The sequence below is a fragment of the Vibrio sp. TH_r3 genome (genome assembly GCF_033101115.1).
Classification (GTDB): Bacteria; Pseudomonadota; Gammaproteobacteria; order Enterobacterales; family Vibrionaceae; genus Vibrio.
Genome location: NZ_JAWMPW010000004.1, coordinates 136,635 through 152,845 on the forward strand (window position 1 = coordinate 136,635; position 16,211 = coordinate 152,845).

A 16,211-nucleotide genomic window follows, 5' to 3' on the forward strand; every position below is an offset into this window, starting at 1 on the left:
ATTTACATCACCTTAAAGATATCTAACAATAATATAAACACGATCTATTTCTTTAAGACAAAAAATGGCACATAACGTGCCACTCTTTCAACTACATATTATTAATATATAAACATATATATGCTAACTGAACGTCAAAATAATGTTCAATTTCTTATTTTTAAGAGTTCAATAGCTTAGCTATATGAGCTTTGAGTACATCGATAGCTATTCTGTTTTTCCCACCACGAGGAACGATAATATCTGCATATTGCTTTGATGGTTCAATAAATTGCATAAACATCGGGCGCACTGTTTTTTGATATTGCTTTAGTACCGATTCCATGGTTCTATCACGCTCTTGCACATCGCGGGTTAAGCGTCTAAGTAAGCAGATATCAAGCGGTGTATCCATAAAAATAGAAGCATGCATTAAGGCGCGAAGACGAGGTTCTGTTAACAACAGAATGCCTTCTAAAATGATGACTTTCTTAGGCGTGAAGGTGGTAGTTTCTTCAACTCGAGTATGTTCAGTATAACTGTACTCGGGGATTTCTACCGTATTGCCTGACATCAATTGTTCTAAATGGTCACACAATAAATCATGATCAAGCGCGTTAGGATGATCGTAATTGGTCTTAATCCGCTCCTCCATGCTTAAATTACTTTGATCTTTATAGTAACAATCTTCGGTAATTACTCCGATCTGATGATCACCAACCTTAGCTTTTAGTTCTTTATAAATCGTACTAGCGATTAGACTTTTTCCAGACGCAGACGCACCAGCAATACCAACAATGACGCAATTACTTATTTCAGACATGACCAACACTTGGGGATAATGGAATAAACCCGACGATTATAAAGTTTAGTTGCCTGAGATACTAGGATTTGTAGCAAGAGATTTAAGTAATACAGTATAAAATTATGCCAACACCGAGTTAATCTTTCATTTCTCCACCAATTACTCATACTAAACCAAAGCCTTGGTGAAATTCCGCCTCTGTACGTACCTTATGAAAATGACGCATCTAATGAACACTAGTTACTAATTAATGGGTCAAATTAAGACGTTATTTCACCATAATCAACATCATGAATAATAACCTTATGGCTAACTTAAGTTGGTTAACGGGATATGTTCCGGTTGGACTCGGCCACTCCAAAATAGTGTACTGGCAATTTTTTCTGCCATTTGCAAATAAATTTGCGTATGTTCACCTTCTGGCCTAGCCACAACGGTTGGTTTTCCTGCGTCAATATCTTCACGCATAGAAATATGCAAAGGAACTTGAGCCAGCAGATTCTGACCAAACTCTTGGGCCACTTTCTCCGCACCATTAGTGCCAAATATATGTTCTTTTTCACCACAATGGCTACAAATGTGGTAACTCATATTCTCAACAATTCCAATCACTGGCACGTCAACCTTCTCAAACATAGCCAGTCCCTTTCGCACATCAGCTAAAGCTAAATCTTGCGGTGTGGTTACGATAATAGAACCTGTCACCGCAATATTTTGTGACAGAGTCAATTGCACATCACCAGTACCGGGTGGCATGTCGATAACGAGATAATCCAGTTCTGGCCAATCGGTTTCATTCAGCAGCTGTCCCAGTGCTTTAGATGCCATAGGACCACGCCAAATTGCCGCTTCTGCTTTGTCTACTAGGTAGCCAATGGAATTGGTATAGAGACCAAATGATTCTATTGGAATCATAAACTGATTATCTCTAACGTCTGGCCTTTCGTCTTCTTTACCTAGCATCATTGGTACAGATGGACCATAAATGTCCGCATCGAGTAATCCAACGTCCGCTCCTTGCGCACGCAATGCTAACGCTAGATTTACCGCGGTAGTTGATTTACCTACGCCACCCTTGGCAGACGTAACAGCAATGATATTTTTTACGTCCGACAATTCCGATTTCACGACCGTTTCCATTCTGGCGACATTTACAGAGACATTAATAGTGTTGCTATCAATATCTTCATTTTCTATCCAACGTTTCAATGAAGTCTGCAAATCCTTGGAATAAAAAGGCAATTGGATAGAAATCGAACCATTTTTGAGAATTTTTACTATCGAATTGACTTCCGCCCAACCTTCAATCAATAAAGGATGCTGAAAGTGATTCAACCAATCACACAATTGCTGCTTTGACTGAGCATTAGACATACATTTTCTCCTAAAGATTTAAGCACTTGGACATAGAAATTAATCAATAGTGACGTCATTGACGCTAATTTCATTAGTTTCTTATATGCTAACACTGCAACTCGGTCAGCTAAAGCCTAAAAATATCACGGAATAAATGTTTCCACTGTTGGAGTAATAGTCTGCATAAGGTAACATTAGCATCTCATTTCATCTTCCAATTAAAGCGAATTATTAAGTATGGCAACTGATCCAAGAAAACTTTTGGTAACTTGTGCCCTTCCGTACGCTAACGGTTCAATCCACCTTGGCCATATGCTTGAGCATATCCAAGCTGATATTTGGGTTCGTTACCAACGATTACGAGGCAACACAGTAAACTTTATCTGCGCAGACGATGCTCACGGCACGCCAATTATGCTTAAGGCACAGCAGATGGGGATAACCCCAGAAGAAATGATCGCTGCCGTTAGTGAAGAACACCAAAAAGATTTCAATGGCTTTGATATTAGTTTCGATAATTATCACAGCACGCACAGCGACGAGAATCGCGAAATTTCTTTTCTAATCTATAAACGTCTAAAAGAAAATGGCTTCATAACCAGCAGAACCATTTCACAATTATATGATCCTGAAAAAGAGATGTTTTTACCTGATCGTTTTGTAAAAGGCACATGCCCAAAATGTAAATCAGAAGATCAATATGGTGATAACTGTGATAACTGCGGTGAAACATACAGTCCAACGGACTTAATTAACCCTAAGTCTGCGGTATCTGGTGCGACACCGATAATGAAAGAGTCTGAGCATTTTTTCTTCGACTTACCTCAATTTGAAAGCATGCTAAAAACTTGGACTCGTTCAGGTTCACTGCAAACAGAAACTGCAAATAAAATGCAAGAATGGTTTGAGTCGGGTCTCCAACAATGGGATATATCTCGTGATGCACCCTATTTTGGTTTTGAAATCCCAGGTGAGAAAAATAAATTTTTCTATGTGTGGCTTGATGCACCAATTGGCTATATGGGGTCGTTCAAAAATCTATGTAAACGACGTGATGACCTAGATTTTGACGAATATTGGGGCAAAGATAGTAGCACTGAACTGTATCACTTTATTGGTAAAGATATTGTGTACTTCCATAGCCTATTTTGGCCGGCAGTGTTAGATGGCTCAGGATTCAGAAAACCAAATAATGTGTTCGTACATGGTTATGTAACGGTCAATGGCGCTAAAATGTCTAAGTCAAAAGGGACATTTATTAAAGCGGCGACTTACCTTGAACATTTAGATCCAGAGTGTTTACGTTACTATTACGCTGCCAAACTAAATAGCCGCATTGATGATTTAGATTTAAATCTAGATGACTTTACTCAACGTGTAAACGCTGATGTCGTTAACAAAATAGTTAATCTCGCCTCAAGAAATGCAGGCTTTATTACAAAACGTTTTGCAGGAAAACTGTCTAGCACTTTTGCAGAGCCTGAACTGTATGCAGAATTTGCTCAAGCAGCCGATAAAATTGCACAGCAGTTCGAAGATCGTGAGTTTAGTCGTGCGATCAGAGAGATTACCGCTTTAGCAGACAAAGCAAACCAATACGTAGATGAAAAAGCACCTTGGGTTATAGCCAAACAGGAAGGTAAAGATAAAGAACTGCAAGATATTTGTTCGGTAGGTATTAACCTATTCAGAGTTCTCATGACGTATTTGAAACCTGTTATGCCGGAACTTGCTGCACGAACAGAAGCGTTTTTAAACCAAGAGCTGACTTGGCAAGGAATAGCAACCCCTCTTGTCGATCATGAAATAACTAAATTTAAGGCACTATTCAGCCGTATCGATCCTAAAAAAGTTGAGACAATGATCGAAGCATCAAAGCAAGATGCGGCCAAAGAGCAAGCTGAAAAAGAGAAATCAGCAGCACCAGCAAGCGAATTAGATAAAGAGCCAGTTGCAAGCGAAATTGAGTTCGATGATTTCGCCAAAGTTGATCTAAGAATAGCTAAAATCGTTTCATGCGAAGAAGTGCCGAAAGCCAATAAGCTACTCAAACTTGAACTTGATATCGGCGGAGACACCAGACAGGTATTTGCGGGAATAAAATCAGCTTATAGACCTGAGGACCTTATCGGTAAACATACGGTAATGGTGGCCAACTTGAAACCGCGTAAAATGAAATTTGGCATGTCTGAAGGCATGGTATTAGCCGCAGGACCGGGAGGGAAAGATCTATGGATCTTAGAACCACATGATGGTGCTAAACCAGGTATGCGCGTTATGTAACGGTTGCATTCTTCTTCCTTATCATTAATTCGACCAATAAATCAATTGATCAATAGATAGTAAAAAGCAGGCCATATAGTATATGGCCTGCTTTTTTTCAGTCGCTATTCTGTGTATCCATATGTCCCCACTTCAGAGCAGTATGCACCATCGTCGAGCTTACGAACTCAATTTTAAAAAACTAACCGACTGTTTTTAAATGTATTATTCATGGCATTATAACTGCATATACTTATTAAGTGGTACACGACTAAGGAGCGTTTATGATCGTACTTATCGCCATTCTACTCTCAATATTAATCTTGGGGATTATGTATTGGTCCTCACAAAGTCGCGATGCCAGTTTCCAACGTAAATATGACATGGTATCGGATTTAAGAGCACTGGTAACACTTTGTCGTCAGCATAGAAGTGCTAGTCACAAAATTCTTCAACATAACAATCTACGAAACGACGAAATTGATTTAATCGAGCAAAAAATGATGTCTGCTTGTGAAAGTGTGATTAATCAGGCGCATTTTGACAACAAACCTATCTACCGAATCTTACATTCAAAGTTAAAGAAATTACTTTCTGAGTGGGAGACGTTAACAGTTAGTCAAAATCAAATGGCGCATGGCCGCTCCATTCGTCACTGCTTATTTTTAATAGATGAGGTTGTTTTAGCATGGTTAATTGAGGCACAAAAAACCGATCTAAGTGATGAATATAATCTGAAATGGCAACAAATCATCGATAGCTTGGAAGCTTTGACCCAATTCAGATTAACGATACAGGATGCCGAAACCCAAAATGGCTTTTCACGCCTGCAACTTCATTCTTCAACGGTAACACGACGTTTAAACCAGTTGGCTTTAATTAGCCCAACAGCAGTTGCTTCACCAGCCTGTTCTTTGGTGTGTAAACAATTAGAGGAACTGTCTGATTCGAGTACACTCGATTACACTAATGACCAACTTTATAAAATGTCTACTGACGCTTCATTGGTCATTTTTAATTGTTATGACTGCATACTAACTGAGATAGCAGAAAACATTTATGAACCATTACCAAAACTAGTATTATCGATTTAAGTAAATCACAGATACTTTGAATAAATGGAGTGACCATTAAAAACCCGCTCACATGCGGGTTTTTAAATTGATGAACTATTTTTGATTTATGACGTTCCTAATTAGTGATCGTCTTCAGTAAAATTAGCAGGAAGTGAGGTTTTCATTTGATTCCATATTTGAGCACTTTCTAAACCATAACTGCGAATCAGTACTGGTAAGCGGTCCCTATCACCGTTTTCACAAACCTCTAGTAATTGACGATAGAAATTTAAGGCTAGCTCTCGTGCATCTGGGTTAGAAAAATAAAAGTTTCCAACGCGATCATATAGCTTTTTCAATCCGTTAAAAATTAATCCATATATCTGATTACCAGAATGGAAAGCCAAACGTTGAAACAGCATATAATCATAATAATTAAAAGTTTTAGCAGTTAACAATGATTCGCGTAAAGCTTCATTTTTTTCGCCATCGTCTTTGACATTTTGGCTGATTTTTTCACCATAAGGTGAAGCTTCAATAAACGCATCCCAGTTCTTGGCCGATAAAAGTTCTTCACAAGAACTGATGACTCTACGGATGGTTTTCTCTGAACTATCTTTATTCGCTTTAAAAGCATAACGCATGAATATAGGGCTAATATTAGAACGAGCGGCTAATAAGTCTTCTACAATACTGGTTGCATTTTCAGAGTCCAAGGTCATTAAAGTATCGAGAATATGTAGACTAGATGTCTCCATAAATTGATTCACTTTAGTAGGTTTACCATGCTGAATAGTAAGCCAACCATCACGAGCTAAGCGTTGCAATACTTCTCTGAGCGTCGTTCTTGTTACTCCAATCAGCTCTGATAGTTCGCGTTCTGCAGGCAATATAGAACCTGGGGCGAAACGGCCATTCCAGATGCTTTCAATTATATATTTTTCAGCAAAGCCTGCTGGACTTTTTGCCTTTATAACCATGAAGTTTTATATCCGAATAATTATTGTAATGTCATATAACTCATCATACCACTAGTTACTCGCTGAACGAAATCCGAAAAATTTGTTTGATTCATGAATTTGTTAAAATTTTGTTAAAGCTTGCTAGGTTAATTCTATTATGTCCATAAATATGATCTAAATCATAGAAACGTATAATTGATCAAAACACCGTTTATATATCACTTGTTGCTTATAGCGAGTAAACTTTAATTTTCACCTATAATTCATTGTAAAATAATAAGTTTTATGGAGGTAAATCATTTTTTTAAACAGAAATTCAACATGCTAATAAAATTGTAAAAAAACGTAACTTACATGGTATGCTATGTGAGGTTTTGAACTGACACTTATATAGAATTTATGAAATCAATAACTTAAATATATTTGTATTATTGATTTACACTATTAATTAACAATACTATCAGTTTAAAATAGGAAGTGCTTGTTAAATATCAAACGGCTTACTTTAAGCCGACATACCCTTGTTCTCATCGCTAGGTAACAAATAGAGACGTGCGTTTTATACGCATAATAAAAACAAGCATAAGATCAAAAACTTATTAAATTGTAAGAGTATTAACATGCCGATTTCACTCGGGAACGCTTTGATCAAGAATTTTCTCGGTAAAGCGCCAGACTGGTATAAAGTTGCCATCATAGCTTTTCTCATTATTAACCCTATTGTCTTTTTTTATGTAAGCCCATTCGTTGCGGGTTGGATGCTTGTTGCTGAATTCATATTCACTCTAGCAATGGCATTAAAGTGTTACCCTCTTCAACCAGGAGGGTTGCTTGCAATTGAAGCAATTGCGATAGGTATGACAACACCTGAGTTAGTTATGCATGAGTTGGCTAATAATTTAGAAGTTTTGCTGCTGCTCGTGTTCATGGTAGCGGGTATCTATTTTATGAAGCAGCTATTGTTGTTCATATTTACTAAAATATTGCTCGGCATACGTTCTAAAGTATTACTATCTATGGCTTTTTGCTTTACGGCTGCTTTTCTGTCTGCCTTCTTAGATGCCTTGACCGTCATTGCTGTCGTTATTAGTGTTGCTATTGGGTTTTATTCGATCTATCACAAAGTCGCCTCTGGTAAAGGAACCAATCCAGCACATGACCACACTACAGATGAACACTTTACAGAATTAACTCGTGATGACTTAGAGAACTATCGTTCATTTTTACGCTCATTGCTTATGCATGCAGGTGTTGGTACCGCTCTTGGCGGAGTAACAACTATGGTCGGCGAGCCGCAAAACCTAATTATCGCTGACCAAGCAGGATGGTTATTTGGTGAATTTATCGTTCGTATGCTACCAGTAACATTACCGGTATTTATCTGTGGATTAATCACTTGTGCATTAGTCGAAAAATTCAGTGTTTTCGGCTATGGCGCTCAGTTACCCGATCGCGTTCGCACTATTTTGAACGACTATGATCAAGAAGAAAAAAGAAAACGTACTAAGCAAGATGTCGCTAAATTATATATACAAGGTCTTATCGCTGTTTGGTTAATTATTGGTTTAGCACTGCATTTAGCTTCCGTTGGTTTGATCGGCCTTTCTGTTATTATTCTAGCTACCGCGTTTACGGGTGTGATTGAAGAACATGCATTAGGCAAAGCATTTGAAGAGGCTCTCCCCTTTACTGCTTTACTAGCGGTCTTCTTTGCAGTGGTTGCGGTTATCATTGACCAGCATTTGTTTGGACCAATTATAAACGGTGTATTAGCAATGGAAGGAAGCCAGCAATTAAGCATGTTCTATGTTGCCAATGGCTTATTATCCATGGTTTCTGATAATGTGTTTGTCGGCACGGTTTATATCAACGAAGTGAAGAGTGCATTGAATAACGGTGTTATTAGTCGAGATCAATTCGATTTACTCGCAGTCGCGATTAATACCGGAACTAACTTACCGTCAGTTGCAACGCCAAATGGCCAAGCAGCATTCTTATTTTTATTAACATCAGCATTGGCTCCACTTATTCGCCTTTCTTATGGCCGAATGGTAGTGATGGCATTCCCATATACCATTGTTCTAGCGTTAGTTGGTTTAGGCGGAATAACTTTCTTACTCGATCCTATGACTGCTTGGATGTACGATTTAGGTTGGTTAACGCATCATGCTGCAGAAGCCGCTAACTCAGCCGTTTCTGCTGTGGGCCATCACTAATATTTATTGACCACTGAACTTATTCAGTATAAAAAGCTCTGACTAATCAGAGCTTTTTTATTTTCTACATTAGGGATTTAATAGGTGAATTTTTTTTCTGCTTTAAATACTTTTTCTAAGACACGTTTATCTTGGCTTTTGCTGTTTTTCTTTATCGTGTTTTTTATTGCTTGTGCCTACACCTTTCAACACCTAATGGCGCTAGATCCGTGCGTGATGTGTATCTACGAAAGGATCGCTATGATTGGGATAGGTATTTCGGCATTATTTGCTGCTATTAACCCACAAATTATACTGTTTCGCTGGTTGGGAATTTTAGCCTGGGGCGCGACATCATTAAAAGGGTTACTGTTGGCTTTAGAACATGTTAGCTATCAAAACAACATTTTCGCCACTTGTTCACCACTACTTTTCCCAGATTGGGCGCCATTAAATAAGTGGTTACCTAGCTTTTTTGAAGCCACAGGTAGTTGTAGCGAAGTAGTATGGCAGTTCGTAACCCTTTCTATGCCACAATGGTTAGTGGTTATTTTTGCTACCAGTTTTGCAATTTCATGCATTATCGCTTTATCGCAATGCTTTAATACAAAACGTTAAAAATTAACCTATTCACCAACTTTTACCAGTGAATAGGTGCTTTACTTTATTGTGGTGGAAAAGCGACTAAGTGCCTCATTCAATCACTTATTTGCCACAACACAGCTTAAATTTCTTTCCCGAACCGCATGGACAGATATCATTTCTACCAATATTTTTATATGGGTTGACACTCTGTCCTTTCGTTCCGATCAGCTGCTCATCTGCAGCCAACGCCACTTCCGTTAGCATAACATCCAGTTGAGGTAACAAGTCGTGTAAGCTGGGCGGATTGTCAATTCCTGATTCTCTCATCTGCTGCTGGGTTTGTTGCTCATCAATCGCAAGCATGAATGTAGTAAGTAACGCTTGCAGCATACGTAGAGTGCTATCGAGTAACTGTATTTCTTGATACTGCACTTCTATGGTCGGCCAAACAGACATAAAACCTTCTGCAAAATCAGCTAGCTGTGACTTATCAAGATTGAGTAGTGAGTATTCACTACGCTTTAACATATTGTATTGTTGATTTATCCTAGGGACTAATAATACCGTTGCTTGCTCTTTATCTACTCCAACTTGTTGACACCAATGTTCTGGCTCTAAAGGTTTCACGGCTAAATTTGCCGCTAAAATAGCACCTTCTATAAAAATAGCAGACTCACCTTGCCAGTCTTGGGGTAATTCAATTGTTTGCATAATATTTATTCTACATTGAGTTCAATAGAGCAAGAGTATATGAAAAGCCATCTAGAGATAAGTAGATGTAATAATAAATAACGGATAGAATGCTCGCTCTTTGACTATAGATAAGCCCAAAATATGCGAGTAATACTAGGCCCAATGGAGGGCGTGCTAGATCATTTGATGCGCGAGATCCTGACGGAAATCAATGATTATGATCTCTGTGTAACTGAATTTATACGAGTAGTTGATCGAAAGCTGCCAGAACATGTTTTTACTCGCTTATGTCCGGAATTAACCACCAATGCGACAACCAAATCCGGTACACCCGTTTTTGTCCAATTACTTGGTCAAGAACCGAATTGGATGGCGGAAAATGCCGTGCAAGCGGTAAGCTTTGGTGCAAAAGGCATTGACTTAAATTTTGGCTGCCCCGCCAGATTAGTTAATAGAAGTAGAGGCGGTGCAGCACTGTTAAAAGAACCGGAATTAATTCATAAGGTAGTTAGAGCCTGCCGTGACGCGGTGCCAAGTAATATTCCAGTGACGGCCAAAATTCGCCTTGGTTGGGAAAACCCAGAAGACTGTTTTGAAATAGTCGATGCGATTGAACAAGCTGGTGCAAATGAGATCACTATCCATGCTCGAACAAAAGTGGGAGGATACAAAGCTAGTGAAATTAAGTGGCCATATATTAAGCAGGTGAAAGATAGATTCTCGATACCTATTATCGCCAATGGTGAAATTTGGAATTACCAAGACGGGCAGAATTGCATCGCAACCACCGGTATCGATTCTTTAATGGTCTGCCGAGGAGCATTTAACATACCCAATTTAGGTAATGTGGTTAAATACAACCATCCTGCCATGGCTTGGTCTGAGGTGGTGGAGCTATTACTTAAGTATTCTCAATACGAAATGAAAGGTGATAAAGGCTTATATTACCCTAACAGAGTAAAGCAGTGGCTAAACTATTTACGTAATCAATACAATGAAGCAGATAACTTATTCAGAGATATTAGAACCTATAAAACAGCTGATCCGATCGTTGCTTACATCGAGAAATATCAGAACAAACTTGGCATAAAAAATCCTATGTAACGTGATTTGTGATTACATAATCTGGTTAGATCATAACAACGAGCTACCGCCTTTCAACCAAAAAATTAAATATTAAAATACTAGTAAAATACAAAAACCCCTCTATTAACAGAGGGGTTTTTGTATAGATACAAGTACAACGAACTTAACTTAACAATAAACTATCATCCGTTAGTTCTTCACCACGTACTTTAGAAAACATCTCTAATAAATCAGGCACGGCCATGTTGGATCGCTGTTCGCCTGCGACATCTAGTACGATTTTACCTTGATGCAGCATAATAGTTCGATCACCATATGCCAAAGCATCTTTCATTGAGTGCGTCACCATCATCACAGTTAAATTAAACTCTTTAACAACCGTTTGAGTCAGCTCAAGAACAAATGCTGCCATTCTTGGGTCTAGTGCAGCAGTATGCTCATCAAGCAGCAATAATTTACTGTCTGACAGTGTCGCCATTACCAAGCTCACTGCTTGACGCTGACCACCAGAAAGTAGGCCAATATTATCGCTTAATCGATCTTCTAAACCTAAGCCTAAGATGCTGATACGTTCTTGAAATAATTTTTTACGCTGAGAAGAAATCGAACGTGCCCACCCTCTGCGTTTGCCACGCATGTAAGCAAGCGCCATGTTCTCTTCTATGGTCAAATCACCACATGTCCCAGCCAATGGGTCCTGAAATACACGAGCGCACTGACTGGCTCGTTGGTCAACTCTTTGGTTAGTCACATCTAAATCATCAATACGAACTCTTCCGCCGACCATTGGTGTCTCGCCTGTTACGGCACCAAGTAAAGTAGACTTACCTGCGCCATTTGAGCCAATAACGGTTAAAAATTGGTGCTCAGGTACCTCAACAGACACACTTCTGAGTGCTTTATTTTCTAAAACGGTTCCAGGATTAAAAGTAACTTGTATGTTTTCTAAATGAATCATGCAACATCTCCTGATTCTTTTTTACCTTGAGATGCACTGCTATCGTCAGTCGGCGCACGCGACTTTTTGGCTTTTAAATTGCTCTTGACTCTTGGTGCAATTAAGGCTGCCGCAACCAATACCGCAGTGACTAGATTTAAGTCCGATGCTTGCAAACCAAACATTCCTGAGCTCAAAGCAAATGCCACCGCTAAACGATATAAGACAGAACCAATAATAACGGCTACAACAGCCATCCATATTTTTCTTCCAGGAATTAACGTTTGCCCCAGTATAACTGCAGCTAAACCGACAACAATGGTGCCTGTCCCTGAAGTCACGTCGGCAAAACTGTTGGTTTGAGCAAATAACGCGCCAGCGAAGCCAACAAAACCGTTAGATAAAGCTAGACAAAAATAAGTATAAAATGCGGTGCTTGCCCCTTGCGCTTTAACCATACGTGCATTCACACCAGTTGCACGTAAACCTAAGCCAAAATCACTATTTAATAAGCGGATCACAAACCAAGCAGAAATGAGAACTAACACACCGACTAAAATCGGTCTGACATACATTGAGTCACCGTACGCTTCAAACGGTGTAAGAATAGTATCCGAACCCAGCAAGGCAATATTTGGACGGCCCATAATACGAATATTAATAGAGAACGCAGCAATCATCGTTAGTATAGAAGCCAACAAGTGCAAAATACCACAACGTACGGCTAAAAATGCGGTTACCCAACCAGTAGCACTAGCTGCAATAATCGCTAAAAAAGTAGACAGCCAAGGATCTAAGCCTGCAACAATACCTGTAGCAGCAACCGCTGCTCCCATAGGGAAACTGCCATCCACAGTAAGATCTGGGAAATCGAGTACTCTAAACGTTAAATATACGCCCAGCGCAACTAACCCATAAATCAAGCCTATTTCTAGCGCCCCAAAAAATGCAAAAGCAGACATACATGCTCCTTTTCTGCTTGTACCAACGTTATAATTTTTCGTTAGTAAAAAACTTTCGACCAATCTTGCATAGATTGGTCGAAAGGTGTTTCTTTGACCTGTTACAACATTACACTATCGAAACAGAGTTACTTAACATCCGTGGCGCGATCTAGTACCGATTGAGGAATAGCAATGCCAAGTTTGTCTGCTACTGTTTTATTAACGATAAGATCTGAACCTTTCGCTACACGTACTGGAATATCCCCTGGATTTTGACCTTCAAGAATAGCCACCACGTAGTCTGCTGTTTGTACGCCTATTTGATAATAATCAAAGCCAAGTGCTGCAATTGCACCGGCTTCGATGTACGTTGTAGTAGCCGCAAATACTGGTGTACTTGCTTGGTTAGCGGCAATAGTCATACCTTCAATAGCACTGGCGACTGTATTGTCTATCATAGCGTAAATCACGTCAGATTTAGCTGAGATCGCTTGAGTTGCACTTTGAACATCGGCACTCTTAAGTGCTGTCGCTTCAACTAACTCTAACCCATTAGCAGCAAGGCTTTCTTTTAACAACTTCATTAAACTAACGGAGTTTGATTCGCCTGGATTGTAAACTACGCCAACCGTTTTCGCATCTGGTAGCAACTCTTTAATCAATTCTACGTGTTGCGCAATTGGTGACAAATCAGAAAGACCCGTTACATTTTTGCCTGGTTTTTCTGCATTACTTACCAATTTAGCGCCAACAGGGTCCGTTACCGCAGTAAACACGATAGGAAGATCGCGAGTAGCTGCGACAAGTGCTTGTGCAGTAGGCGTTGCAATACCTACCAATACATCAGGACGTTCACCAACATACTGGCGCGCAATTTGAACAGCAATAGCTGGATTACCTTGTGCTGTTTTAAAATCAAATTCTAAATTTTTACCTTCTTCGTAACCTTGGGCTTTTAGTCCATCCAAAAGTCCTTGACGAGTAGCATCCAGTGCCGGATGTTCAACAATTTGAGAAACAGCAACTTTGGCTGTTTTAGCAATAACACCCGTAGAAGAGAGCAACGCGGCTCCCGCCATAACTGCAGTCGCAATAATTTTACCTGCTTTCATCTTAACTCCTTGATTAGCAATATTTTTAGCGCAAAACTGTGCTTAAATTATTTTTGTTTTTGACTTGTACGTATTTGTTTACGCTTACGTAAACATTTTTACCAGTAACCAGAGCGGAATGGAAGAAGAGTTTGTTATTTATTAAAGTAATTAATAGAAATGAGAGGTTTTATAGTAATTATAAAGTACAAAAACTGACATTAGTTCTAAAACCAGCGCTCTAATGAAGCTTTATCTAACTGTTTAAAAGCACGATTTAACAACGCGGCGAGCTCTTTATAACGTGGTTTCTGTTTGATCGGCTCAATAGCAAAACCAGAGTCTTGTATTTTTTGATGTAACTCTCGATACCAACCTGCCAGTGCTGGGGGTAATGTAGTATTAGCGCGATTCCCCAGCCACCAGATTCCTTGTAATGGCAAGCTAATCGCAAATAAAGCAATAACAATTGCTTGAGGCATGGCTTGTGTGTTTTCAAAACTCATCTGCATTAAAATGCTCATAGCCGCTACGGCTGGCATCACTTTAATGCCAAATCGAGTTGCTTTAATAATTCTGTGTTCTGGAAAAATAGGCGATAGCTCTTTTCTCATCGGCCAAGTATCCATATATTTTTGTCCGCTTCGCAGATTACCGATCAGTCCAGAATTTGTGCTCATTTGTGCCTCACACTAAAAAATATTTGAATTATTCAACATTAATTATAAAATTATTGACTAAAATTAAAAATTACTCATTTTTTTTTGTTATCTTAGTCTATTATCGCTATTCTTTGCGCACCATCAATATCATTGTTGCTGTTATTTACAAATTAGGCAAATTTATGATGGTAATTAGCACGGAATGCTAGCGTGGTCATAAAATAACGACCATGTTTACACAACGGATAATGATGTTTTTTTGACCAAGGATATTGAATGACTTTCACAGTCAGTTATTCTTGAGATTCATTTTCAACCAAACTGATATTTTCAGACGATTAACAGGTAGTCACTCATGTCTAAGCTAGTTTTAGTTTTAAACTGCGGTAGTTCTTCACTTAAATTTGCTATTGTAGATGCCGATAATGGTAACGAGCATCTAACCGGCCTTGCAGAATGCCTTCATCTTCCAGATGCTCGTATTAAATGGAAACTTGATGGCAAACACGAGGCGCAGCTTGGCGACGGCGCTGCACACGATGAAGCATTGTCATTCATCGTAGAAACTATTCTTGCTTCTAAGCCAGAACTTTCTAATTCTTTATCTGCCATTGGCCATCGCGTGGTTCACGGAGGTGAAAAATTCACCCAATCGGTATTAATCGACGACGAAGTAACCAAAGGCATTGAAGATTGTGCCGCTTTGGCTCCTTTGCATAACCCAGCTGCGATTGTTGGTATTAAAGCGGCTCAAAAAGCTTTTCCTGCCTTACCTATGTCTGCTGTATTTGATACTGCGTATCACCAAACGATGCCTCAAGATGCATATTTATATGCTTTACCATACAATCTTTATAAAGAGCATAGTATTCGTCGTTACGGCATGCATGGTACCTCTCACCTATTCATTGCACGTGAAGCAGCAGAACGTCTAGGTAAACCAGCAGATGAAGTCAATATCATCAACTGTCACTTAGGTAATGGTGCATCTATTTGCGCTATTAAAAATGGCAAATCAGTAGATACTTCTATGGGGCTTACTCCACTAGAAGGTTTAGTAATGGGAACTCGTTCTGGTGACATTGATCCAGCGATTATTTTCCACTTACACGACACACTTGGTTACTCGGTAGCCGACATCAATACTATGCTAACTAAGGAGTCTGGCTTACAAGGCTTAACTCAAGTGACATCTGATTGCCGCTACGTTGAAGATAATTACCAAGATAAAGAAGATGCTGCTCGTGCTATGGGCGTATTCTGTCATCGTTTAGCTAAATACATTGCGGGTTACACAGCAACACTTGATGGACGTCTTGACGCTATCGTATTTACCGGTGGTATTGGTGAAAACTCTAGCCCAATTCGTGAGTTGGTATTAAACCGCCTAGGTATATTTGGAATTGAAGTCGATAATGATAAAAACCTTAAGGCTCGCTTCGGCGGCGAAGGTGTTATTACAACTGACGAAAGCCGCATCCCTGCAATGGTTATCTCTACTAATGAAGAATTAGTTATTGCTGAAGATACTGCAAGACTGGCAGGTCTTTAATTAAATGAACTGGCTAACTTTGTTAGCCAGTTTTGATTTGGGCTTGG

General features: G+C 39.3%; 14 protein-coding genes. 6 read left to right on the top strand and 8 right to left on the bottom strand.

Going from position 1 to position 16,211, the window contains the following annotated elements:
- Nucleotides 1-160 precede the first annotated feature (160 nt).
- The gene (gene udk / locus R3X26_RS06070; protein ID WP_317716326.1) at nucleotides 161-802 is read right to left on the bottom strand and encodes a uridine kinase; all 642 of its coding nucleotides are present in this window, start codon (nucleotides 800-802) and stop codon (nucleotides 161-163) included.
- 291 nt (nucleotides 803-1,093) lie between these two features.
- The gene (gene apbC / locus R3X26_RS06075) at nucleotides 1,094-2,158 is read right to left on the bottom strand and encodes an iron-sulfur cluster carrier protein ApbC (protein WP_317716327.1); all 1,065 of its coding nucleotides are present in this window, start codon (nucleotides 2,156-2,158) and stop codon (nucleotides 1,094-1,096) included.
- A gap of 219 nt (nucleotides 2,159-2,377) precedes the next feature.
- Here apbC and metG point away from each other — a divergent pair, with 219 nt between their 5' ends.
- Complete coding sequence (gene metG, locus R3X26_RS06080) at nucleotides 2,378-4,423, top strand: methionine--tRNA ligase (RefSeq protein ID WP_317716328.1); 2,046 nt, start codon at nucleotides 2,378-2,380, stop codon at nucleotides 4,421-4,423.
- A gap of 263 nt (nucleotides 4,424-4,686) precedes the next feature.
- Nucleotides 4,687-5,496, top strand: coding sequence for a hypothetical protein (locus R3X26_RS06085; protein WP_317716329.1), 810 nt, complete (start codon nucleotides 4,687-4,689; stop codon nucleotides 5,494-5,496).
- A gap of 101 nt (nucleotides 5,497-5,597) precedes the next feature.
- Here the strand turns inward: R3X26_RS06085 and fadR are convergent, their stop codons facing one another.
- On the bottom strand, nucleotides 5,598-6,437 hold the full coding sequence (fadR, locus tag R3X26_RS06090) for a fatty acid metabolism transcriptional regulator FadR (RefSeq protein ID WP_317716330.1): 840 nt from the start codon (nucleotides 6,435-6,437) through the stop codon (nucleotides 5,598-5,600).
- A 602-nt stretch (nucleotides 6,438-7,039) separates the two neighbouring features.
- On the opposite strand from fadR, the gene nhaB reads away from it, so the two are divergent.
- Complete coding sequence (gene nhaB / locus R3X26_RS06095) at nucleotides 7,040-8,635, top strand: Na(+)/H(+) antiporter NhaB (protein ID WP_317716331.1); 1,596 nt, start codon at nucleotides 7,040-7,042, stop codon at nucleotides 8,633-8,635.
- 84 nt (nucleotides 8,636-8,719) lie between these two features.
- Nucleotides 8,720-9,232 carry a disulfide bond formation protein DsbB gene (gene dsbB / locus R3X26_RS06100; protein WP_317716332.1) on the top strand — a complete coding sequence of 171 codons (513 nt, stop codon included), beginning with the start codon at nucleotides 8,720-8,722 and terminating at the stop codon, nucleotides 9,230-9,232.
- An 87-nt stretch (nucleotides 9,233-9,319) separates the two neighbouring features.
- Here the strand turns inward: dsbB and R3X26_RS06105 are convergent, their stop codons facing one another.
- A complete protein-coding gene (locus R3X26_RS06105) occupies nucleotides 9,320-9,910 on the bottom strand; it encodes an SEC-C metal-binding domain-containing protein (RefSeq protein ID WP_317716333.1) in 591 nt (196 codons plus the stop codon).
- Nucleotides 9,911-10,033: 123 nt separating this feature from the next.
- On the opposite strand from R3X26_RS06105, the gene dusC reads away from it, so the two are divergent.
- The gene (gene dusC, locus R3X26_RS06110; protein ID WP_317716334.1) at nucleotides 10,034-10,996 is read left to right on the top strand and encodes a tRNA dihydrouridine(16) synthase DusC; all 963 of its coding nucleotides are present in this window, start codon (nucleotides 10,034-10,036) and stop codon (nucleotides 10,994-10,996) included.
- Between the two features lie 145 nt (nucleotides 10,997-11,141).
- Here dusC and R3X26_RS06115 read toward each other — a convergent pair whose 3' ends face one another.
- The 4 genes from R3X26_RS06115 to yfbV form a co-directional block, all read right to left on the bottom strand.
- Nucleotides 11,142-11,936, bottom strand: a complete 795-nt coding sequence (locus R3X26_RS06115; RefSeq protein WP_317716335.1) for an ABC transporter ATP-binding protein — start codon at nucleotides 11,934-11,936, stop codon at nucleotides 11,142-11,144.
- The gene (locus R3X26_RS06120; protein WP_317716336.1) at nucleotides 11,933-12,877 is read right to left on the bottom strand and encodes an ABC transporter permease; all 945 of its coding nucleotides are present in this window, start codon (nucleotides 12,875-12,877) and stop codon (nucleotides 11,933-11,935) included. Before R3X26_RS06120 ends, R3X26_RS06115 begins: the two co-directional genes overlap by 4 nt.
- A 128-nt stretch (nucleotides 12,878-13,005) precedes the next feature.
- Complete coding sequence (locus R3X26_RS06125; RefSeq protein ID WP_317716337.1) at nucleotides 13,006-13,971, bottom strand: ABC transporter substrate-binding protein; 966 nt, start codon at nucleotides 13,969-13,971, stop codon at nucleotides 13,006-13,008.
- A 206-nt stretch (nucleotides 13,972-14,177) separates the two neighbouring features.
- The gene (gene yfbV / locus R3X26_RS06130) at nucleotides 14,178-14,630 is read right to left on the bottom strand and encodes a terminus macrodomain insulation protein YfbV (RefSeq protein ID WP_317716338.1); all 453 of its coding nucleotides are present in this window, start codon (nucleotides 14,628-14,630) and stop codon (nucleotides 14,178-14,180) included.
- 337 nt (nucleotides 14,631-14,967) lie between these two features.
- On the opposite strand from yfbV, the gene R3X26_RS06135 reads away from it, so the two are divergent.
- A complete protein-coding gene (locus R3X26_RS06135; protein ID WP_317716339.1) occupies nucleotides 14,968-16,164 on the top strand; it encodes an acetate kinase in 1,197 nt (398 codons plus the stop codon).
- The last annotated feature ends 47 nt before the right edge of the window (nucleotides 16,165-16,211 follow it).